Here is a 21,186-nt window from a genome sequence, read left to right as displayed (position 1 = left end):
GATGCGCAAACTCGCCACGTTGCTTCTGGCTTCTATCTTTGCCGCCTCGTCCACCGCGCAGCAGATCGGCCAGAATCGTTCTGCGGACGGACAAGACAACTACACCATGTCAGTGAAGGTGCAGCTTGTAGTTGAGGCCGTCGTCGTCAAAGACAAGCAGGGAAATCCCGTTCGCGGCCTGACGGCGAAAGATTTCTCTGTGACCGAAGACAACGTCCCCCAGACCATCAAGTTCTGCGAGCACCAGGACCTGGCTGAGACTGCAAAACCTCTGCCCCCTTCGAAGCGCAGCGAAGAGGATCTTAAGATATACAAGCGCCTGGCGCGCGAGAGAATTGCCCCCGAGTTCACCAATAACGAACGCTACAAAAATCGCCGCCTGTTGGCCCTCTACTTCGATATGTCCGCGATGCGGCCTGCCGACCAGTTGCGCGCCCTTCAGGCTGCCGAACAGTTCATCCGCACGCAGATGACCTCCGTCGACTTCGTCGCGATCATGCGATACAACACCGGTTCCGTCGACATTCTGCAGGACTTTACCCAGGATCGCGATCGGCTGCTCAGCATTCTCGAGACCATGATCGTCGGCGAGGGCCAGGATTCAGCTGAAGATGTGGATGATGCAAGCGCCTCCGATACGGGCGCCGCTTTTGGCCAGGACGATAGCGAGTTCAACATCTTCAACACCGACCGCCAGCTCTCCGCGCTGCAGACGGCTGCTCACATGCTGGGCCAGCTCAATGAGAAAAAGTCGCTCATCTATTTTGCAGGCGGCCTCCGCCTCAACGGGGTCGATAACCAGGCCCAGATGCACGCCACGGTCGATGCCGCCATCAAGGCCGGCGTCACCTTTTGGCCCATCGATGCACGCGGTCTCGTCGCACAGGCTCCGTTAGGCGACGCGACCCAGGGATCGCAGGGAAATTCCAGCATTTATACCGGCGCCGCCGCCAACGCCGTGACCGCCAGCTTCCAGTATTCGCAGGACACGCTCTATTCCCTCGCCGCCGACACCGGTGGAAAAGCGCTGCTCGATACCAACGACCTCGACAGTGGAATTGTTCACGCGCAGGATGCCATCTCCGACTACTACATCATCGGCTACTACACCACCAACCCCGCAAAGAACGGCCGATTCCGTCGCGTAAAGATCAGCCTCAACCAGAACCTCGAAGCGAAGCTCGATTACCGCCAGGGCTACTACGCCGACAAGGAATTCAGTAAATTCACCGCCGTCGACAAGGAGCGCCAATTGGAAGACGCGCTCATGCTTGAAGATCCCGTCACCGAACTTTCAATCGCCATGGAGATCGACCACTTCCAGCTCAATCGCGCCGAATACTTTGTGCCCATCATCGTCAAAATTCCCGGTCGCGAACTGGCTTTGGCGAAGCGCGGAGGCGCCGAGCACACGCTGATCGACTTCGTCGGCGAAATCAAGGACATGGTCGGCGGAACCACGGTGTCGAACGTGCGCGACTTCGTGAACGTCAAGCTCTCCGATGCAACGGCCGCCGAACTCGCGCATCGGCCCATCGAATACGACACCGGATTCACGCTTCTGCCCGGCAAATACATGATCAAGTTTCTTGCGCGCGACGACGAGACGGGCCGCATCGGAACCTTTCAGACCACCTTCGTGATTCCGAACCTGAACAAGGAAGACAAGCGTGTGCCGATCAGCTCAGTAGTCTTGAGCAGCCAGCGCGTTGTGTTGAAAGATGCGATCTACGACGCCGCAAAAGCCAAGGATCGCGCCAAGGACGACGCCGTGAATCCGCTGGTGCAGGATGGCAAAAAGCTTGTGCCCAGCGTAACCCGAGTCTTCAGCCAGAGTCGCGACATCTTCGTATACCTGCAGGCATACAAACCGTCTGCGTTCGCATCAGCTTCTTCCAATGCGCCGGCCCCTACATCGAAAGGCCCACCACAACCCTTGATGGCCTTCGTGACGCTTTACAACAATGGCGCCGAAGCTCTGAAGACACAACCTATCGCCGTCGCTCCGAACTCAGCAACCAGGCTGGGTGTCGCGCCACTGAATTTCGACGTGAGCGCTGCCAATCTCAAGCCAGGCCAATACGAGTGCCAGGTCACAGTGCTCGACCCTTCAACCGGAAAAGCCGCATTCTGGCGTGCGCCGGTCGTCATTGCGCAATGATCTGCGCAAACTGCGCTCCAGCTTCCTGTGACCTAAGTCGCTGCCCGTCTCGCAATTTGCAGGTAAGGTGTGCTTAAGAGAGCCACCTTATGGCCACGCAACCCGCCCAACCGCTGCAATTTCAGAAGCCTAAGAAATCCTTTATCCGCCGCTTTGCGCCGGATCATTCCCAGCGTGCGCGTCACATCGTTCAGGGACTGTTCCTGCTCCTGAATGGTTGGCTCGGCCTCCAGTTCTACCTCTGGACTCGCTACTTTGAACGCGGCGGCACCGGCTTCCTCGTTTCGCGTCCGGCAGGCGTGGAAGGCTGGCTTCCCATCGCAGGCCTGATGAATACGAAGTACCTTCTGCTTACCGGCCATGTACTGCAGATCCATCCAGCCGCCATGTTTCTCTTCATCGGCTTCATGCTGATGAGCCTGCTGATGAAGAAGGCATTCTGCTCCTGGCTCTGCCCTGTTGGCACATTCTCTGAGTTTCTGTGGAAGTTTGGCCGCCGGATTTTCGGTCGTAATCTGCGCCTCCCGCGTTGGTTCGACATTCCATTGCGCGGTTTGAAATACGTGCTGCTCGGCCTCTTCGTCGCCGTCATCGGTGTCATGTCCGCGGCGGCGCTCGAGGACTTCATGGCGACGCCGTACGGTCTCGTCGCCGATGTCAAGATGCTGAACTTTTTCCGCGACATTGGGCTCACAGCCGCCATCGTCATCGGTTTGCTGATGTTGCTCTCCGCGCTTGTACAGAACTTCTGGTGCCGCTATCTCTGCCCTTACGGCGCGCTCATGGGGATCGCGTCGTTGTTGAGTCCCGTGAAGATCCGACGCGACAAAGACGCCTGCATCGACTGCGGCAAGTGCGCCAAGGCATGTCCCGCCGGAATCCAGGTCGACAAGCTGGTTCAGATTCGCACCGTTGAATGCACCGGCTGCATGGAATGCGTAGCAGCCTGCTCCACGCAGGATGCGCTGCAATTCGCGCTTCCGCCGCGTCGCGCGGATACTTTAACCGAACGCTGGCGGCGGCGTGTGATCACGCCGCTCGCCTTCTGCGCAGTTCTGGCGTATATCTTCTTTGGCGTAGTTCTCTTCGCCCGCGCCACCAATCACTGGCAGACCAACCTGCCTCAGTCGATCTACATGCAGCTTGTTCCTCGCGCTAACCAACTGACGCACCCTGGGATGTAGCGCCCATCGCCATTCCGAATGGCCAAGCGCCGTCGCGGACTCGCGGCGTAGAATGCTTTCCAGTGAATCCGCGCATCGAAAAGATACGCCAGCTTCTGGCTGAGCTGGAAATGGAGGACGCATCCTCACCCCAAGGCGATGCGGGCTTCTCTGCCCTCGAATTGCCGGACATCATCGGCGAAATCGTCGACGACCTGCAGCCCATTCTCACCGCTTACGACGCGGCATTCTATTGGTTTCTCTTCCGCCATTCCATCGCGAAGGACGGCAACCCGCAGATTCGCGTCAGCCGCAGTAGCCTGCGCCGTGCGGTGGTCAAATCGTCCTACACCAACGCCGCGGAGAACAACATCTCCATCGGCAAAGTGCAGGACACGCTGCACGCGCTCGAAGAGATCGGCGCAATCCAGAAGATGGGCGAACCGAATCGCCAGGGAACTCTCTATCGCGTCCTCATCCCCGATGAGATTGAGGCATGCCGCAAATTCCGCGCTGAGCGAATGGCCGAGGAACCGGCATTGTTTCCCCTGTCCAACAAGGGTGCTCACGAAAAACGCATGCAGGTTTTCGAGCGCGACGGCTACAAGTGCCGCCGATGCCAAAAGCAACTCACCCGGTTCACTGCAACGACGGATTATGTACGATCTCCCGCAGATGGCGGCGACGAAAGCGCTGATAACCTTGTTACGACTTGCGCTGAATGCAACTCACGCGCCGATTGACTAGGCATCGCAAGCGGACTATTTCGTTTGGCCGTGACGTTCGGGCATCAGTTCGCGCAACGCCGCCGCGTAGTGTTCCGGCAGAGCTTTCCGCTTTAACTGATCGTCGCACACCACGTGCACCGTCTCGCCTTCCGCCAACAGAGCAGGCTCTGCGCCGTCAGCGCCCTTGCGCAGAATGCGATAGGCAAACTTCAGCACCGATCCCCGCAGCATGGCAGGCCGCGTCTCAATCAAAATCTCATCATCGTATTTCGCAGGAGATCGATACCTGCACGTAGCTTCCACCACCGGCAGAATGCACTCGTGCTCTTTCTCCAATTGGCTGTACGCGAGTCCCAGCGAGCGCAGCAACTCTACACGCCCCAGTTCAAACCAGACGAGGTAGTTGGCATAGTAGACAATGCCCATCTGATCCGTCTCTGCATAACGCACGCGCACCTGGTGGGTAATCACTGGCATCGATCAAGCCTCAGGGGTCAGGGGTCAGGATTCAGGGTTCATAAGAGACTGAAAAACTGATCACTGAACCCCGATCCCTGTTCTTACGGTTTCAGGTGCGAGAACATCTGCAGCTTGCTGAAGTCGTTGAACATGATGAACGCGGTGAAGGCAATCAGCACCACAAATGCGGCCTGGTAGATGCGCTCCTTCACCATCATGCTGATGTCTCGCCGCATGATGCTCTCGATCATCAGCAGCAGGATCATGCCCCCATCCAGAATCGGGAACGGCAGCAAGTTAAGGATTCCAAGGTTCAGGCTGATGCTCGCGGCCAGGCCGAATTTTGCCGACCAATAAGGCTCCTTCACAGCCTGCCCCGCGGCAACTGCGATTCCGACCGGGCCGGAGAGTTGCTTGACCGAGACCTGGTGTGTCAGCAGTTTCTCGAGCACGTTAACGATCAGCAGCGAGTTCTCCGCGCAGAAGTCGCGCGATTCGGCGATTGCGCTCGAAAAATCCATCGGTTCGGCGCGCACCGGAATGTTTTCCGGCCCGGCGGGAAGGAATCCAAGCCTCCATCCACCGTCCTGCGTGTAGGGGTGGATCATGATCGGGGGTAGCGTCACGTCTTTGCGCTCGATGGTCACGGTCACCGGCTTGCCCTTGCCCGTCTGCATGTAATCCACCAGCGGAAGCACCGTGTGGAACCGATGACCATCGACGGAGACAATCTTGTCGCCCGACTTCAATCCCGCGTGCTCCGCCGGTGAACCTGGACTTACCTGGTCGATCTGAATCGGACTCTGCGTGTATTGCACGAAGAGTCCCGCCTTGCTCAAATCGTCGTGCAGCGCATCGATTCTTCCCGGCAGATGGATCGAAGTCTGGAAAGTGACGCCATCGCGATCGACCGTAACGGGGACCGTCTTGTTTGCGTCATCTCCGACAAGGTCGTGGAATTTCTGGTAATCGGGATGCGCCACGTTGCCGAACGCGGAAATAATGTCGCCGGGCTTCAACCCGGCCTGGTCCGCGGCGGAACCGGGAGTCACCCACTCCATCTTTGTGGTCCGGATATCCGGCACTTCATTGATGAAGTTGAAGTAAATAACCATCAGCACGAAGGCCAGCAGAAAATTGAAGGCCGGACCTGCCACGCCAATCAGCATCCGCTGCCAGCGTGGATGGGCCATGAATGAGCCTGGATCCTCCACCAACGTCCCATCGGCAGGCATCTCCGGTGCGTCCTGACCGTGGAGCCTCTCCAATGCCTGAACTACCACCGGCGTTCCGGGAACCATGGCGACTTCACCCGGATTCTCGCCTGTCATCTTTACGAATCCGCCCAGGGGCAGCAGGCATACCTTGTAGTCGGTGTCACCGTATTTCACGCCGAAAAGCCGCGGACCAAACCCGACCGAAAAGGCTTCCACCCGCACTCCGCAGAGCTTGGCTACCAGGAAGTGGCCTAATTCGTGAACCACCACCATCACGCCGACAAGAACGATGAAGGCTACTGCAGAAACAAAAAAATCATGCATAAACGAGATGATTCAGACCTCTCACGGCACGTCGCGGCACACGCGAATCGGGCAGACTCAGGCAACCAGCGCGTGGGCTTTTAGACGCGCTTCCCGGTCCGATGCAAGCACCTCCGCGATGGTTGCGGGGTGCGACTCCGGCGTGGACGCAAGTACCTTTTCAATTGTACCCGGAATGCCGGTAAACGGGATCTTGCGCCCCAGAAATGCTTCTACTGCAACCTCATCCGCCGCATTGAGGGCGATGCAGTGGGCTCCTCCCTTTGCCGCTGCCTCATAGGCAAGACGTAAACAGGGGAAGCGCTCAAAATCCGGCTCCTCAAACTCCAGATGCCGCAGCGCTGCCAGGTCAAAAGTTAAGGTCGACGTCGGCCTCTCAGGGAACGCCAGCGCATACAGGATCGGCAGCCTCATATCCGTCACCGAAATCTGCGCCAGGATCGACCCGTCAACATACTCTACCAATGAATGCACCGTCGACTGGGGATGCACCGTTACCCGCACCTTGTCTGGCGGTACATCGAACAGCCGGCATGCCTCGATAATCTCCAGACCTTTGTTGAGCATGGTGGCCGAATCAATCGTGATCCGACGCCCCATCACCCAGGTTGGGTGCTTCAACGCCTGTTCCTGCGTGATCCCGGCAAAGTCGGCCAGTGGGGTCTTCCGGAACGGCCCACCCGAGGCGGTCAGCCAGATCGTCTTCACCTCAGCATGCGAACCCACGCGCATGCACTGATGCACCGCGTTATGTTCGCTGTCGATAGGAAGAATCGGCACATTGCGTTCGCGTGCCGCAGCAGTCAAAATCTCGCCGGCCGCAACCATGCATTCTTTGTTTGCTAGTCCCACAGGCTTACCGGCAAGAATCGCCGCATGCGTTGCCTCAAGGCCCGCCACGCCCACGATGGCCGAGACTACAAAGTCCGCCTCGGGATGCGTGGAGCACGCCACCGTACCCTGCATTCCGTGCACCACGTCGATTCCGGTCACTCCTGCCCGTTTCAGGCGAGCACTCAGCTTATCCGCAAGATCTTCCGTTGCCAGCGAAACCGCCTTCGGTCGCCACCGCACAGCCTGCGCGAACGCCTCGTCGACATTGCGCCCAGCCGCCAGCGTCGCCACCTGGTAGCGATCGGGAAACTGCCCAACAATGGATAGGGTGCTCTGCCCGATTGAGCCGGTAGAACCGAGAATGGCGAGCCGTTTCAAAATTCGCTAAGTCCATGTGCAGCAATAACAAACGAGTGTATGTCGCGTGCCTAAAATCGCAGGCGGATGATCTGAGCGTACCACAGCACGGGCGCAGCCAGCAGGAGCGCATCGATGCGATCGAGCATGCCTCCATGTCCCGGCAAAAGCGTTCCGGAGTCCTTCACGCCGGCCGAGCGCTTCAATGCGGATTCGGCCAGATCGCCGACCTGCGCCGCCACGTTCACCCCCACCGCCAGAACCAGCCAATACCACACGGGCGCGTCGGCAAACGACAGCTTTACCGAGTTCCATTGCGCGAGGTAAGAACTCAGTCCGAGCAGGCTTCCCGCCACCGCAACCGCTCCCACAACCGATCCAATCGCTCCGGCCCAGGTCTTATTGGGGCTGAGATTTGGCGCCATCTTCCGTTTTCCAAACATCCGTCCCGCAAACATCGCCACCGTATCGCCGGCCCACACCGTGAGGAACAGAAACGCCAGCAACGACGGGCCGTTGGTGGCTTCCCGCAGCATCGGCAGCGGAATCAAGGTAAGACCGAGATAAAACAGCGCAAAAATGGACGCGGTAGCATCCGCCAATGCACGATCAACCGGCGATGCAAACGTGCAGTAAACGAGAAGGCCGATTGAAAGCACTCCAAAGAGCGTCAGAGTGCCGTCAGGCCACTGAAAACTGCCCACATATATCGCATAATTCCCCGCAAAAAGGGCAGCAATTGCCACCAATACTGCGATCCGCGGAGGCTTGGCGCCGCGATGCTCCGTCAGCGCCAGGAATTCCCACGCGGCCACCATAGCCACAGCGGCAACCACTAGTGTAATCAGCCACATGGGACCGAGAAACACAAGGGCCAGCACCAGGGGCGCCAGAATCAGGGCGGTCAGGACTCGTTTCATTCCAGGGTTGAGGATACACCGCCGGGGCGCAACGTAGAGACCTGACGCTCGCGTTAGCGGACCGGCCACTCCCACTTCGGAGTGTTGAACAGGGTCCTGCCCTCAAGAACTGTCTCGCCAAACGACTTTTCAAGGTGCAATCGGCTACATTTTGGATTCAATCCGAGAGCTTGAATGAGAAGCTGCGAATGCGAGACCACCACAAGTTGCGTAGTCTCAGCCGCGTGGACGATCAAGCGCGCCAGCGCAGGAAGCAGATCGGGATGCAGGCTGGTTTCCGGCTCATTCAGGACCATCAACTCCGGGGCTCGTGGCGTCAACAGAGCTGCAGTCCACAGCAGATAGCGGAGCGTTCCGTCAGAAAGCTCCGCCGCCGAAAGCGGTCGTAAAAGCCCATGCTGGCGCAAGCGCACTTCAAAGCGTCCGCCCTGCTCATCTACATCAACATGGCTTCCGGGGAAAGCATCCTCCACTGTGCGGTCGAGTGCCGCGCGATCGCCAAACAGGCGGATGGTCTTGAGAGCGGCCGGCAGGTCCGTGCCGTCGTTGTTCAAAACCGGCGTGAAGGTGCCCACCTGCGGAGTTCGGACCGGCGAGGCAGAATCGGTCCGAAATCCCTCGTAGAAGCGCCATCCTCGAATCGACTCGCGCACCGCCAGCATCTCCGGCGCGCGCTGCGGATCGCCAATCGTCGCAAGCATGCTGTCAGTCGAACTAAGGTCTTTGGTCAGGACCACAGGCTCTTCGTGCTTTGCGGTGGTGCCTGGCGCCAGTTGAACGAGACGGTTATTGCGATCGACCAGAACTGAGGCCCTGCGGTAGATGCCGCCGTGCCAGATGCACTCGCGCTTGATCGCGGGATCGAGCGGAAATGCCGTCTGCGCCGGCGGAGGATAGCCAAGGTCGATGCAGTAGCTGTAGGGATCGCCCGCAAACCCAAGCTTCAGGCTCACCGTCTTTTGCCGCGGCGTGCCTTCAACGGGGAACTCGCCCTTGCGGACGCTGCGCGCAATCGTCTCGGGGCCGGCCCACAGAGTCGAAGGCAATCCGCCCTCGCGCGCGAGCGAAGCCACCACGGTATTCAAAGCCGCGTCCCCCAGCAACCGGAGAGCGCGATACAAGCTCGACTTGCCTGTGCCGTTCGCGCCCGTAACCAGGTTGAGCCGCCCAAGCGGCAACACCAGGTTGCGCAGAGACCGGTAACCCGACACCGCGAGCGTGTGAATCATTGCGAAAAGAATAGCGGAAAAGTCTCTGTGTCATCTTCAAGTTCTATGCGAATAGATAAAGAATGTTCTATTGACGGATATAGACATTTCTTTTATTCTTCTTTATCAGATGGAGAGAGATCATGAACATTGGTTTGAGCGAAAGAATCAGGACCCTGGCCAAAGCAAAATACGTTCAACCAGCGGTCTTGAGAGGTCAGGATGTTTTCTCGATTCGAGTCAAGGATCTGCTGAACGATCTGCAGGCGGAAGGTTTCCCAGGCGGCCATACTCCCCAAGTATGCAGCGCACTAAAGACAGGGAAATTCCTTCGAGAGAATGGCCTCGAAATCGAGGGCATAGATGGTCCACCGTCCAAGATGAGTCCGACCGTTGTCGTTCGATACAGGGTTACAAAGCACATGCAGCAATCGAGAGCCACGGAACTTTCATCCGAAGAACGACCTGTTGAGGCACGAGAGACTCCGGAGGCCCGAGCACATAGATTGGGCGGCAAACTGCGCGGCCTGTTGAAAGATGAATTGGCAGAATATGGCGGCGGCGAGGCGTTCATTCGATGGGTGCGAGGCTACGACGAAGAGGATGCGGCATGAGCCGCATCTTCTGGGATAGCATGCTCTCGATTTATCTCCTGGAAGACCATCCCGTATTCGCACCGCGGGTACTGGAGCTACTTGAACGTTCTTTTAAGCGCGGAGATACGCTCTTTACCAGCTATTTGGCTTTGGGTGAGGTGATGGCTGGCGCCGAGAAGTCGCCTGACCCGCGAAAGACGCGAGAGGTACAAGAAACTCTAAGAGAAATCGGATTCTCCTACTTGCCCTTTGATCAGGGCGCAGTCGTGCCGTTCAGCCTTCTCCGCGCGAAGGAAAAGCTCAAGGTCGCCGACTGCATTCACCTGGCCTGTGCGGCCTCGGCCGGTATCGACCTTTTCCTTACGAGTGACAAACAGCTTGTCAAACTCGACGTTCAAGGAATCCAATTCATCGCCGATTTCAATACCCCGATTTTGTGAGTGCTGCTCATCAGCCCGCGGCGATTTTCATCTGTTCGGGGTCTTCTTCCACTTCGCCCACGTTCTCGCTCAGTCCGCCGTAGCGGCGCTCGCGCTGCTGGAAAGCAGCAATCGCCTCAAGCAGGTGGATCCCGCGGAAATCCGGCCACAACCGCTCGGTCACGAAAATCTCGGTATACGCGATCTGCCACAGCAGGAAGTTCGAAATCCGCATCTCGCCCGAAGTCCGGATCAGCAGGTCGGGATCGGGCATATGCGCGGTATAGAGATGACGATGCAGATCCTCTTCGCTGATGCGTTCGGGAGCGAAATGTTTCTCCTGCATCTCACGGGCTAACGCGCGGCAGGCATCCACAAGCTCAGACCGCGCTCCGTAGTTCAGCGCCAGAGTGAGAGTCGTACCGGAGTTGCGCGCCGTCGTCTCCTGGGCCCACTGCATCTTGTCCTGCACTTCGTGGGGCAATTCGTGTACACGCCCGATATAGCGGATGCGCACGTTGTTATCCATCATGCGCTGCACGTTGCTCTCGAGATAACTCTTCAGCAGCCGCATCAGGAAATTGACTTCGGCACGCGGGCGACGCAGATTATTCTCGAGCGAAAAGGCATAGAGCGTCAGCCACGGCAGACCGATGCGCGACGCCGTTTCCGTCACCAGTTGCACGCTCTTCGCGCCCTGCTGGTGCCCCAGAAACCGCTTCAGCGATCGGTGACCTGCCCAGCGGCCATTTCCATCCATGATGATGGCAACGTGCTCGGGCAGACGCTCAGGCTTGAGCGTGTTATAGATCGCGCGCTCCTCTGAGGTAAGCTCACCGATCCGCAGCATGCCAGTTGGATGCAAGGAAAATGCCTCGACGATATCTATTACGCTTCTCGGTCGATGCCCGTTCCGCATTTGCAGGATTCAGCCGGAGCCAGCTCGCAAGCCCAACGCGCCTAAAGGACACCGCATCATCGTCAACCAATGAAAAATCCCCGGCGGCCGGGGAATTCTGGCGACACCTTCGAGCCTAGCACAATCGGATGCGCAGCAAGCCCCGCGACTATGGCGCAGATGAACCGATTGTCATCTTCGAAACAAAGCGGCCGGACAACCGGCGTGAAGCACCGGTCGTCCGCCCAAGAAGGACGAAGAGATTGAGCAAACGAAAGGGGATCGCTGGGCTACCGGCCTAAGCCGTGCGACGCCGTCCCGCAGCCATATCGCGCACTGAACCATAGAGCAGCGTCCGGTGCAGCGAGTCCAGATGCGGCAGCATCGACGCAATCTCGGCCAGGAACGGGTCCGACAGAATCGAAGCTACCTCTTCCTCACGACGGCTGCGCGAATCACGCACCAACTGGCGCATGTCCACTTCGAGAGCATGAGCGAGCCGTTCCAGCGAACCCAGCGTCGGAATCGCCTTGCCATTTTCGATCTTCGAGATGTAGGTGCGGGGCACCTGCATCCGGCTGGCGAGCTGACGCTGGCTCAAGTGGCGCGCCCTGCGAATTTCGCGTACCTGCGTTGCAACCTGCAAGCCCGCTTCGGCAGAGGCAGCCACTGTCGGCATCGATACCAGTTGTGGGGTTAAAGGTGCCGGCTCCTCAATATCAAGGGGCCTGCGACATTTTCTGCACAGTGAGTTGGTGGTTCTGTATTGCACCAAACTGCAGAAATCGCACCGCACGACTTCGCGTGTCTCCACGCCAATAAGAGTGGTGGCCATCGTTTGAGTTGCGGAGTGCCAGAGCAAGGAACTCCCGCGATCAGTTGCACCGCGATAAGTGCTACTTTCGATCGAGTGAACCATAATTGTCAAGTAGAAACTTAGGGTCAACCCGGAGATTCCCATATTAAGCCCGAAGCAACCCGAAGAAACGCGAACCAAGCTGTGCAACACGTAAAATTCTGAGATGACTTTGACGGAGAACAGCGACAAAAAATTCGGCCGCGAACAGGCGTGGCAATTACTCACCGAGTGGACTCAGAGTGAAAGTCTCCGCAAGCACGCGTTGGCCGTGGAGATCTGTGTGACTGCTTGCGGAGAAGCAGAAGCCGACCGGCTCGGCCTCTCCGGAGACGAGCGCGCCCGTTTTGTCGAGCTCTACACAACCACCGGCCTGCTCCACGACTTTGACTACGAGCGCCATCCCACTCCTGAAGAGCATCCCTTCGTCGGAGTGCGCGAACTCGAGCGCCAGGGATGGCCGGCTGAACTTCGCACCGCCATCCTCGGCCACGCGCAATACTCCGGCGTACCCCGCGTGACGCATCTCGACAAAGCGCTCTTCGCCTGCGACGAACTGGCTGGCTTTCTCACCGCCTGTGCCCTTGTAAAGCCCACCAAGGCCATCGCCGATGTGGAAGTCCCCGGCGTTCGAAAGAAGATGAAGGACAAAGCATTCGCGCGTGGCGTCAACCGCGAAGATGTAATTCAGGGCGCCGCCGAACTAGGCGTCGACCTCGACGCGCACATCGCATTCTGCCTGGAAGCGATGAAGCGGCGAGCGAGAGAACTTGGGCTGTGAATCGCACTGGATATCCTGATGGTTATGGCCCGGAGGAGATAGAAGGACCTTCTTCTCGCGGCGTAAGAGCCGTCGCCGTCTCTTACTTGAGCTGGGGAGGGACATTCACTGTGACTACTTTCGCTCCCCTGTCATCTGCTGCGCCATCCCGGTACGGTATCACCGTCAGCGCAAAAGGAACTGCGTTCGAATCGTGATTCAGCAGCAGGATCTTCCCTGAGCCGCTCGGTGGATAATTTGCGTCAGTCACCGGCCCGCACGGCACCACGCCGCTCAGCAATCCCCCCATTCCGTTGGTATCGAAGCCTCGGATGCAGGGGTACCGCAGTTGAACGTAATCCGTTCCTTCCGTTGCCCAGGAGACCTCTATTTCCATGCCTACGGCAGAATTCAACGGAGATGCCAACAAAGAAGTCACTTTGGGTCGCAGTCTAGGGGACATTCGCGAGATCACAGGCGGCGTTTCGGGCACAGCAAACGACACTTGGGAGACCAGCGATCTCAGAAGCTTCTGCTCATTCTCGCCGGTGAGCCACTGAACCGTGCAAGCCAGATCCATCCCTGTTCCATTTTGCTCGTCAAATTCGAGGTCAAATTCGTAGCAATATCCATTTTGAAATGTGTGAAGGGAGTACGTGGTGTGACCGGTGCCCATCCCCACCCAACTTGTTCCTGCCTCTGAATAAGTAATGCCGCTTACTCGCAGGGAGGTCACCGGGCCCTCTGCCTTTCCGAATTTCCGACAGCTCCCCGCGTTCGCGATTGCCGAGCTCACAATCAATGCGAACTGCCCCCCGACAAAATTCGAATCGGGATAAACGTCCCTGGGCAAGTCTCCCGCGTGCAGAAACTCAATCCCTTTGTCATTCACAACATTCGCCGATATGTCGAGCTGTCCCTCTGCGGGCGCAGTCCATTTTGCTGGATTTCGCATGCCAACGCCGAACTTTGCGCTCCTGAAACTGGACCACGTGCCTGAATCGCCGGTTCGAGGTTGTACCCCGCCGGGTTGCCGCTTCAAGATCGTCGTGAAACTCGACACATCCAACGCCTCACGTGCTTCGTCCCCGCTCGATGCGGCGTGAATCAACCCGGTGACACTGAGTTCGTCGCCAACGTGAGAAGACAATCCGACCGTATTCCCAACCAAAATCGTGCTCCCTTGGCCAAAGCCGTTGTCAAGCACGAAGACTCCAGAATTTTCAGACAGACAGCCCTCAATCGTCGTCATTTCCGCTGTCTTGCTCTGGCAGAAGGCGAACGCACCCATACCGAACGAAAAGATCGAAATCAATGCACGGTTCCGCATGCGATTGAACATTCCATTCTCCCGTTAAGCCAGCAGAGCGTGGGCCCACTCTACCAAAACGTGGGTCCCCGTCCTGGCTTTGCTAGAACGGGATTACAGAAACGTCACCGTTATCGCCACCAGCTGACCGTTGAGGACTGAAGAAGCTACTTCACGGGATCCTTCGCCCTCAGCTCCGCCACAATCTCCGCCGCGGCTTGTCGCGCCTTATCCGCCTGATCCGGCGGGAAGCTGATCGCTCCCACGCGCGCATGACCGCCGCCGCCGTAGCGCTCGCACACCTGCGCCAGGTTCACCATCTTTGCGGGGTCCGCCTTGGTCCACGGGTTCGATCCCACCGACACCTTCGTGCGGAAGCTCGATTTCGAAAGGCCGATCGAATACGTCGCCTGCGGATGCAGATAATACGGGATGAACTTGTTGTATCCCTCTATCGGTCGATCCGTGATGTCGAAGAAAATTGTCCCATCGACGTCTTCGCTGCGGCTGCGGATCAGCTCGATGCCCTCCCGGTGCCGCTCCAGCAGCGGCGGCAGCAGCGACGCCACAAACGGCTGCGCCAACACCTCGCTCAGCGGCATCTCCGTCAGCAGCGGAATCAGCCTGGGAATAAACTCCGGGTCTTGCGTGGATTCAATAATCAGCGTCAGCTTCATCGCCGGCGCGGCCATCTCCACCGCGGCCTCGGGGCTCTCGTAGAGAGCGCCATCCACGATGTTGGCCCAATGAATCATGTCCGCGACAGGTTCCGTGTTGAATCCGAACCTTGTCGACCCAATGTGTGCCAGGAAGCTCGTACACGATGTGTAGTTGGGATCGAAGAACTTCCGCGAGCCGCAAACTGGGTCCGTCTGGCAAGCGAGAAAATGCTCGTGATCGGCCGGCGTCAAGAACGCCGAAAGATGATGATCGAACCACCATGTGATCCGCGGCGACGCAGAATACTTGAAGTCGACAATTGCATTCTCATCGCCCGTAAACTCGCTCTCATCAAAGAGCGCGCCTGCCCGATGCACCAGCCCGTGGTAGTCGTACGTGGCGTCTTTTGCGATGCATTCGCGATGAAATCGCGTGAACAGCGATGCGGAGCAGGCTCCGTCGAAGCACTTGTCGTGATAGAAGACTTTAACCCGCAACCGCCACAACTCCTTGAGCCAGAATCCGGTAAGGCCGGAAGATTAAGCATCATGCGAGAGGCCGATTGTGTCAAGGCGGACGCACCTGCCAGCCCCGCGCAAATCGCTGTCGCGGTAGAAAGCAGCCCTCGATTCCGCCCAACTGGATAGAATCTGAGCTGGAGTAACTTCGTGAAGAGGGCCTGATGGAGCCGGAAATACAACGAGACATGCGAGACGCCCGGCAGACAGAGACGGGGCCACATTCCAGCACTCCAGCCTCAAACACACCTCGGTATCCGGGCCGGTTCGGTCTCTCCTGGGCCATCGTCGGTCCAGAAGGTGTACGCGCGGGCTGGCTGATTTTCCTGTTCTACTGCCTGTACCGGTTATTTGTTGCCATTCTCGGCTCTATCGTCTATGCGACGGTTCCGGACCTGATCGCAACGCAAGCGTCGATATCGACTGCTTTCTTCTCAGAGCTCGTCCTGTTTTTAGCGATGATCGGGGCGGGCGCCATCATGCTTCTCGTTGCCCGGCGCCGTCCCGCGGACTACAACCTGAGAGACGCACGGGCGCTACGCCATTTCGTCAGCGGAACGGCCATTGGCGCAGTGTCCCTCTCGGCGCTGATCGGTTCGCTCAGCATGGGAGGCTGGGCCCACATTGGGCGCGCGTCTTTGGGCCCGTCCAAACTTGCTCTATATGCCGGTGGATGGGCGCTCACGTTTCTTCTGGTCGGATGCGTCGAAGAAGGCCTATTTCGCTGCTATGCACAATTCACACTGACCCGCGCTATCAATTTCTGGTGGGCGCTGGCTTTGGTTTCAGGCCTCTGCATTTACGCTCGATTGTTCGTTTCGGGCGATTGCATCTGGGGAGTCTATGCTTTCGCGGGCCTCGGTGTCATTCCATGTTTTTTGCTGCAGCTGAAACGAGCTGAAAACTCCGGGTTCTGGCAGGCGGCCTGGGCCTCGTCTACCGGCTTCGGATTTATTCACACGCTGAACCACGGTGAAAACTGGATCGGCATTTTCGCCGCGGCCTTTATCGGTTTCGTCTTCTGCGTCAGCATCTGGGTTACCGGATCGGCGTGGTGGGCCATCGGGTGCCATGCGGCGTGGGACTGGGCCGAGACGTATTTCTACGGCACGGCCGACAGCGGTTTTGTCGCGCCGGGTCACTTGCTAAGCACAACCCCCACAGGCAATCCGCTGTGGAGCGGAGGCACGGATGGCCCCGAGGGCAGCCTGCTCATCATTCCCATCGTGCTGCTCTTGCTGGCATGGCTGCTGGTGATCTACCGCCGCCCCAAGCCAGCGGAGTTTTCCTCGTCCGCAGCAACGGAGCAGTTGGCAAGCTGAAAGAAAGCGCATGCGGCTCTGGCTCAATCGTACCGGCGAAGTTTCTCTGCGCGAGCAGTTGATCACCCAGGTGGTGCTCGGCATCCTCAGCCGCGAGCTTGCGCCGGGGCAGCGCCTGCCCAGCACACGCGATCTCTCGCGCCGCTTCGGCATCCATGCGAACACCGCCAGCGCCGCTTATCGCCAGCTCGAAAATGAAGGCTGGGTTGAAATGCGCCACGGCAGCGGAGTCTTCGTGCGCACCACGCGCCCCGAGTCGTCGCTCAGCCCTGAAATGGCCCTCGACCAGATGATCGGCGACCTTGCCGCCAAAGCCCGCAAGCTCGGCGCGTCCGACGCCTTGCTCAAAGCACGCCTCCGACGCTGGCTGGCGCTCGAGCCCCCCGCGCGCTGGCTCGTCATCGAACCCGATCCTGAATTGCGCGGCATCGTCATCACGGAAATGGAGCAAGCCCTGTCTCTTCCCGTCATTGGCTGTGGTCCAGAAGATTGCGGAAAACCGACCCTGCTTGAGGGATCCATGCCCGCCGTCCTGCCCAGCAAGGCCGCCGCCGTTCGCAAGCTGCTCCCGGCCGGCAATGAGCTCGCCACCCTCCAGGTTCATCCCGTAACTGCGGAGCTCGAGTCGTACCTCAAGCGCTACATGCCCGCCCACTCCACCGATCTGGTAGGCATCGTCTCCCGCTGGGCCGACTTCCAGCGCATCGGCCAAACCATGCTTGTCGCCGCCGGCCTCGCCCCCGAGTGCCTGCTCGTCCGCGACGCCACCAGGCCAGGGTGGAAACGCGGCCTCGAAGCTACCGCAGCCGTTGTCTGCGACGCCGCCATCGCCCAGGAGTTGCCCGCCGCCTGTCACGCCATCATCTTCCGCCTCCTCGGCGAGCCATCACTCGCCGATCTCCGCACCCGCGAAGAAGCGATCCTTTCCGCCCCGTAACTAGCGTCAGGCCTAATTCCGATGCGCACCCTCAGGTTGTGACAGCAAAGAAACTGTCCCAACCACACTCATATCGTCTCGCATGCGCTCCTAGCATTGCGTCCAGTTGGAATAGAAGGAGCAAGCAATCATGCGACACATCTTGATCGCCGCCGAACCCACAGCGAAACACCACTGTCGTGCCTCCATGATCCGCACAACCCTGCAATCCGCTCTCTGCCTCGTCCTCTCGCCGCTCCTCGTCGCACAGCAAGCCACCAGTGGAGGGCAGAACCAAGTCGCACAAGCTAAAGCCGCGACAATCGCTCTTCGCAAGGGGACGTACGTACCTTTGGTGTTTTTGGAGACCGTTTCCTCCTCGACGGCGCAGAAGGGCCAGAGTGTGCGGCTCGTTGTCAAAGACAATGTAATCGTTAGCGGAACCGTTGCAATACCACGGGGCACGCCGGTAACCGGCGTCGTCACCTGCGTGCGTAAGGCGATCCCAGGACAGCGCAATGGAAGTCTCTGGGTTCAACCGGTCAGCCTCACCCTGCCAGACGGTTCTCCTCTATCGCTGCGCGAAGCCCCCGATGGCGATGGGATGGCGAACGGCCTGACGGGCGTAATGTTTACCGTGGCTGCTCTGCCATTCTGGATCGCCGACATGGTCAAGGCGCCGTTTGAGCGCCACAAACCCGTTGAGCCGGGAAACGACGAGGTATTCCCGGCTTGCTCCGATTCGTGGTCCGCGTCGACGACAAAGACTGTAATCAAGTCTGTCGTTTCGAACCAAGGGAGAGCCTCGCAGCCCCCGGTTGACATTGACGCCATTTGCCCAGCGCGAACAAGACCGAAACCTTCGAGTGATCCCGCGATCCCGCAAGAGCAGACGAGCCCGCATGCGGACACAGCGCCAGATCTGCACTAAGCGGTCTCCCGCGGAGCGAACTCCACGGCGTTATCCTGTAGTTGACCCATGTCGGAAACCCACCCAGCCAATCCATCGTCCGCAGCCCATCCGGTTGCAGAACCAAGCCGCCGCAAACGCCGCTGGCCGCGGTTCCTCTTCATCACGGCCGCATGGATGGTGGCGATTATCGTGGTGCTCAGCGGCATCGGCACGCTCTGGCTTCGTTCCGCTGCGAAAGCCGCGCTTCCGCAGATCGACGGCGACATCCATCTCGCCGCGCTCTCCGCGCCCGTAACCGTCCGCCGCGATGCACACGGCGTTCCTCACATCGATGCCGCCACGCAGGAGGATATGTTCGTCGCGCAAGGCTACGTAACCGCGCAGGACCGCCTCTGGCAGATGGATGTCTATCGCCGCAACGCCAACGGCGAACTTGCCGAAGTCATGGGCCCGTCTCTGCTCCGCCACGACAAGGCGCAGCGGATGTTCGAGTTTCGCAACACCGCGCACCGCATCTACGCCAACCTTCCCGCCGAAGAGCGCGCCCGTTACGAAGCCTATGCGCGCGGCGTAAATCTCTACATCGCGCAGCGCCAGGATTCCCTCCCACCCGAATTCCGCTTTCTCCACTACAAGCCGCAGCCCTGGACGGGCGCCGACTCCATCAGCATTGGCATGATGATGGTGGACATGCTCGACACGCATTGGCACACGAAGCTCTCGCGCGAGCGCATTGCCGCAAAGCTCCACAATCCGAAACTCGAGTCGGATCTGTATCCGGTCGGTTCCTGGCGCGATCATCCGCCCACCGGCGAGCTGCTAGACCTGAGCAAGCCGCATCCCCAACCGCCAGGCACCCCTGACGACGAGGACAATGAACGCAGCGAAACCCGCGCACTGCCCCCCGCCCGCACTGTGACACCGCTGGGCGCCCCATCCAAGCCGCGCTTCTTGCGGTTTGGGTGGAATCCGACCATCTTCGACGTACTCGCGACTTTCTCTACCCAAATCGACCGCTCTTGCCGCGATTGCACGCCCGGCTCCAACAACTGGGTGATCGCCGGCACGCACACCGCGAGCGGAAACCCACTGCTCTCAAATGACATGCACCTCAGCCTCACCGAGCCGAACATCTGGTACATGGCCGACCTGCACGCTCCGGGCTTTCACGCCGCCGGCGTCACGCTGCCGGGAATGCCCTTCGTGATCGCCGGACACAACGAGCATGTCGCCTGGGGATTCACCGCCCTTTACGCCGATGTGCAGGACCTCTACATCGAAACGCTCGACGGTAAAGGCAACTTCAAGGTTGCAGATGGAAGCTGGAAACCTCTCGGTGTAGATCGCGAGACGATTCACGTGCGCGGCCACGGGGACGTTGCCTACGATGTGCGCTTCAGCGATCACGGCCCGTTGCTCGATCCCCTCTTCACAAAGGATTCCCGCGCCATTGCGGTCAAATGGACACTCTACGATCCAACCCAGAATTCAATTCCTCTCTACGCCATCAATACGGCAGCTAACTGGTCGGATTTTCAGACGGTCCTGTCGCACTGGTGCTGGCCCACGCAAAACGTCGTCTACTCTGACGATCAGGGCCATATCGGCTATCACACCGTGGGTCTCATTCCGCTCAGGCCCGCAGGAATCGCGAACACTCCCATCGCGGATACCGCGCACGAGTGGCAAGGCTACATCCCCTTCGACGACCTGCCCAACGCCTTCGATCCGCCCTCGGGCTTTCTGGCCACCGCCAACTCGCGTGTAACCTCCGACAAATCAAAATATCCGCTGACCAACGATTGGGCCGACCCCTATCGCGCCGAGCGAATCTACAAACTGCTGCAAGGCCGCGATCAGCTGAAACCCGCTGACATGCTCGCCGTTCAGACCGATATCTATAGCGAGATGGACCAGGAGATGGGCCATCGCCTGGCCACCGCTATCGATCACGCGCCCAACGCCGACGACGAGCTTCGCAAGGCGTCCGACCTGTTGCGCAACTGGGATGGCCGGCTCACCGTAGACTCCGCTGCAGCTTCGCTGGTGACCCAGACCCGCTACACCCTCCGCAGGATGATACTGGAACCCAAACTCGGCAAAGAGGACGCCGAGAATTACCAGTGGTCCGAGTCCAACTTCGCCATCGAAGAAATCGTAATGAATGCGAAGCCCGATTGGCTTCCGCCGAATTACAAGGACTGGGACGCATTCCTCGCCGACGCCGTTGATCGCGCCATGAAAGAGGGGAAGGCCCCAGCCGATGTCAGCACCTGGAACTACGGCTCATGGCACGTTGTCGACATCGAACATCCCTTGTCCAGCTTCCTGCCTTACATCAGCCGCATCGCCGGTACCGGAGAGCAACCTCTAAGCGGCGACACAATCACGGTAAAGCAGGTAGGCCGCTCCTTCGGTCCATCGCAGCGATTCACCATGGACTGGAGTAACATCGACGGGTCAACCGAAGACATTGTCCTCGGCGAAAGCGGCAACCCTTACAGCCCCTACTTCCGCGACCAGTGGAATGACTACTACAACGGCCGCACTTTCGCGCTGCCCTTCACGCCCGCCGCCGTTTCCGCCAACACTCAGCACACCCTGCGCCTGCTGCCATGAAAGAACAGGGAACAGGGAATAGGGAACAG

Annotated in this window: 19 protein-coding genes; 9 read left to right on the top strand and 10 right to left on the bottom strand. The window is 59.0% G+C overall.

Annotated features, from left to right (window positions below; genetic code table 11):
• The first annotated feature begins 1 nt into the window (after position 1).
• The 3 genes from WCA10_RS13215 to WCA10_RS13205 all read left to right on the top strand — a co-directional run bounded on the left by WCA10_RS13215 (position 2) and on the right by WCA10_RS13205 (position 4,067).
• The gene (locus WCA10_RS13215) at positions 2–2,161 is read left to right on the top strand and encodes a VWA domain-containing protein (protein WP_472822996.1); all 2,160 of its coding nucleotides are present in this window, start codon (positions 2–4) and stop codon (positions 2,159–2,161) included.
• A gap of 89 nt (positions 2,162–2,250) precedes the next feature.
• Positions 2,251–3,345 carry a 4Fe-4S binding protein gene (locus WCA10_RS13210; protein WP_472822995.1) on the top strand — a complete coding sequence of 365 codons (1,095 nt, stop codon included), beginning with the start codon at positions 2,251–2,253 and terminating at the stop codon, positions 3,343–3,345.
• A 62-nt stretch (positions 3,346–3,407) separates the two neighbouring features.
• Positions 3,408–4,067, top strand: coding sequence for an HNH endonuclease (locus tag WCA10_RS13205; RefSeq protein ID WP_472822994.1), 660 nt, complete (start codon positions 3,408–3,410; stop codon positions 4,065–4,067).
• An 18-nt stretch (positions 4,068–4,085) separates the two neighbouring features.
• Here WCA10_RS13205 and WCA10_RS13200 read toward each other — a convergent pair whose 3' ends face one another.
• The 6 genes from WCA10_RS13200 to WCA10_RS13175 all read right to left on the bottom strand — a co-directional run bounded on the left by WCA10_RS13200 (position 4,086) and on the right by WCA10_RS13175 (position 9,661).
• Positions 4,086–4,529, bottom strand: coding sequence for an acyl-CoA thioesterase (locus WCA10_RS13200; protein ID WP_472822993.1), 444 nt, complete (start codon positions 4,527–4,529; stop codon positions 4,086–4,088).
• Positions 4,530–4,612: 83 nt separating this feature from the next.
• Positions 4,613–6,052, bottom strand: coding sequence for an RIP metalloprotease RseP (rseP, locus tag WCA10_RS13195; RefSeq protein ID WP_472822992.1), 1,440 nt, complete (start codon positions 6,050–6,052; stop codon positions 4,613–4,615).
• 57 nt (positions 6,053–6,109) lie between these two features.
• The gene (gene dxr, locus WCA10_RS13190) at positions 6,110–7,264 is read right to left on the bottom strand and encodes a 1-deoxy-D-xylulose-5-phosphate reductoisomerase (RefSeq protein WP_472822991.1); all 1,155 of its coding nucleotides are present in this window, start codon (positions 7,262–7,264) and stop codon (positions 6,110–6,112) included.
• Positions 7,265–7,314: 50 nt separating this feature from the next.
• Positions 7,315–8,163, bottom strand: coding sequence for a phosphatidate cytidylyltransferase (locus WCA10_RS13185; protein WP_472822990.1), 849 nt, complete (start codon positions 8,161–8,163; stop codon positions 7,315–7,317).
• Positions 8,164–8,216: 53 nt separating this feature from the next.
• Entirely contained in the window at positions 8,217–9,392 is a 1,176-nt protein-coding gene (locus WCA10_RS13180; RefSeq protein ID WP_472822989.1) for an AAA family ATPase, read from the bottom strand.
• A gap of 92 nt (positions 9,393–9,484) precedes the next feature.
• Entirely contained in the window at positions 9,485–9,661 is a 177-nt protein-coding gene (locus WCA10_RS13175; RefSeq protein WP_472822988.1) for a hypothetical protein, read from the bottom strand.
• Positions 9,662–9,981: 320 nt separating this feature from the next.
• Here WCA10_RS13175 and WCA10_RS13170 point away from each other — a divergent pair, with 320 nt between their 5' ends.
• Entirely contained in the window at positions 9,982–10,407 is a 426-nt protein-coding gene (locus tag WCA10_RS13170) for a type II toxin-antitoxin system VapC family toxin (RefSeq protein WP_472822987.1), read from the top strand.
• Positions 10,408–10,417: 10 nt separating this feature from the next.
• On the opposite strand, the gene WCA10_RS13165 is transcribed toward WCA10_RS13170, so the two are convergent.
• Together WCA10_RS13165 and WCA10_RS13160 are read right to left on the bottom strand one after the other, a co-directional pair.
• Positions 10,418–11,236: an isoprenyl transferase gene (locus tag WCA10_RS13165; protein ID WP_472823001.1), complete on the bottom strand. Its 819-nt coding sequence runs from the start codon at positions 11,234–11,236 to the stop codon at positions 10,418–10,420.
• A gap of 346 nt (positions 11,237–11,582) precedes the next feature.
• Positions 11,583–11,963 (bottom strand): helix-turn-helix domain-containing protein, encoded by a 381-nt coding sequence (locus WCA10_RS13160; protein ID WP_472822986.1) that lies wholly within the window; start codon positions 11,961–11,963, stop codon positions 11,583–11,585.
• 343 nt (positions 11,964–12,306) lie between these two features.
• Between WCA10_RS13160 and WCA10_RS13155 the strand changes: the two genes are divergently transcribed.
• Positions 12,307–12,921 carry an HAD family hydrolase gene (locus WCA10_RS13155; protein ID WP_472822985.1) on the top strand — a complete coding sequence of 205 codons (615 nt, stop codon included), beginning with the start codon at positions 12,307–12,309 and terminating at the stop codon, positions 12,919–12,921.
• 82 nt (positions 12,922–13,003) lie between these two features.
• On the opposite strand, the gene WCA10_RS13150 is transcribed toward WCA10_RS13155, so the two are convergent.
• A complete protein-coding gene (locus tag WCA10_RS13150; RefSeq protein ID WP_472822984.1) occupies positions 13,004–14,242 on the bottom strand; it encodes a hypothetical protein in 1,239 nt (412 codons plus the stop codon).
• A 134-nt stretch (positions 14,243–14,376) separates the two neighbouring features.
• The gene (locus WCA10_RS13145) at positions 14,377–15,366 is read right to left on the bottom strand and encodes a DHH family phosphoesterase (RefSeq protein WP_472822983.1); all 990 of its coding nucleotides are present in this window, start codon (positions 15,364–15,366) and stop codon (positions 14,377–14,379) included.
• A 209-nt stretch (positions 15,367–15,575) separates the two neighbouring features.
• On the opposite strand from WCA10_RS13145, the gene WCA10_RS13140 reads away from it, so the two are divergent.
• The 4 genes from WCA10_RS13140 to WCA10_RS13125 all read left to right on the top strand — a co-directional run bounded on the left by WCA10_RS13140 (position 15,576) and on the right by WCA10_RS13125 (position 21,157).
• The gene (locus tag WCA10_RS13140) at positions 15,576–16,709 is read left to right on the top strand and encodes a lysostaphin resistance A-like protein (protein ID WP_472822982.1); all 1,134 of its coding nucleotides are present in this window, start codon (positions 15,576–15,578) and stop codon (positions 16,707–16,709) included.
• 10 nt (positions 16,710–16,719) lie between these two features.
• On the top strand, positions 16,720–17,646 hold the full coding sequence (locus WCA10_RS13135; protein ID WP_472822981.1) for a GntR family transcriptional regulator: 927 nt from the start codon (positions 16,720–16,722) through the stop codon (positions 17,644–17,646).
• Positions 17,647–17,776: 130 nt separating this feature from the next.
• Positions 17,777–18,556 (top strand): hypothetical protein, encoded by a 780-nt coding sequence (locus tag WCA10_RS13130; protein ID WP_472822980.1) that lies wholly within the window; start codon positions 17,777–17,779, stop codon positions 18,554–18,556.
• A 48-nt stretch (positions 18,557–18,604) separates the two neighbouring features.
• Positions 18,605–21,157: a penicillin acylase family protein gene (locus WCA10_RS13125; protein WP_472822979.1), complete on the top strand. Its 2,553-nt coding sequence runs from the start codon at positions 18,605–18,607 to the stop codon at positions 21,155–21,157.
• The last annotated feature ends 29 nt before the right edge of the window (positions 21,158–21,186 follow it).

Origin of the sequence: Occallatibacter sp. (assembly GCF_049582745.1) — a bacterium.
Taxonomy (GTDB): Bacteria; Acidobacteriota; Terriglobia; order Terriglobales; family Acidobacteriaceae; genus Telmatobacter.
This window is presented reverse-complemented; position numbering and strand designations above follow the sequence as displayed.

Bases quoted from the DNA above. Each gene is read 5' to 3' on its own strand.
- WCA10_RS13215 (WP_472822996.1), top strand. From the start codon at position 2: ATGCGCAAACTCGCCACGTTGCTTCTGGCTTCTATCTTTGCCGCCTCG.
- WCA10_RS13210 (WP_472822995.1), top strand. From the start codon at position 2,251: ATGGCCACGCAACCCGCCCAACCGCTGCAATTTCAGAAGCCTAAGAAA.
- WCA10_RS13200 (WP_472822993.1), bottom strand. From the start codon at position 4,529: ATGCCAGTGATTACCCACCAGGTGCGCGTGCGTTATGCAGAGACGGAT.
- rseP (WP_472822992.1), bottom strand. From the start codon at position 6,052: ATGCATGATTTTTTTGTTTCTGCAGTAGCCTTCATCGTTCTTGTCGGC.
- WCA10_RS13185 (WP_472822990.1), bottom strand. From the start codon at position 8,163: ATGAAACGAGTCCTGACCGCCCTGATTCTGGCGCCCCTGGTGCTGGCC.
- WCA10_RS13180 (WP_472822989.1), bottom strand. From the start codon at position 9,392: ATGATTCACACGCTCGCGGTGTCGGGTTACCGGTCTCTGCGCAACCTG.
- WCA10_RS13175 (WP_472822988.1), bottom strand. From the start codon at position 9,661: ATGGCCGCCTGGGAAACCTTCCGCCTGCAGATCGTTCAGCAGATCCTT.
- WCA10_RS13170 (WP_472822987.1), top strand. From the start codon at position 9,982: ATGAGCCGCATCTTCTGGGATAGCATGCTCTCGATTTATCTCCTGGAA.
- WCA10_RS13165 (WP_472823001.1), bottom strand. From the start codon at position 11,236: ATGCTGCGGATCGGTGAGCTTACCTCAGAGGAGCGCGCGATCTATAAC.
- WCA10_RS13160 (WP_472822986.1), bottom strand. From the start codon at position 11,963: ATGCCGACAGTGGCTGCCTCTGCCGAAGCGGGCTTGCAGGTTGCAACG.
- WCA10_RS13155 (WP_472822985.1), top strand. From the start codon at position 12,307: ATGACTTTGACGGAGAACAGCGACAAAAAATTCGGCCGCGAACAGGCG.
- WCA10_RS13150 (WP_472822984.1), bottom strand. From the start codon at position 14,242: ATGTTCAATCGCATGCGGAACCGTGCATTGATTTCGATCTTTTCGTTC.
- WCA10_RS13140 (WP_472822982.1), top strand. From the start codon at position 15,576: ATGCGAGACGCCCGGCAGACAGAGACGGGGCCACATTCCAGCACTCCA.
- WCA10_RS13135 (WP_472822981.1), top strand. From the start codon at position 16,720: ATGCGGCTCTGGCTCAATCGTACCGGCGAAGTTTCTCTGCGCGAGCAG.
- WCA10_RS13130 (WP_472822980.1), top strand. From the start codon at position 17,777: ATGCGACACATCTTGATCGCCGCCGAACCCACAGCGAAACACCACTGT.
- WCA10_RS13125 (WP_472822979.1), top strand. From the start codon at position 18,605: ATGTCGGAAACCCACCCAGCCAATCCATCGTCCGCAGCCCATCCGGTT.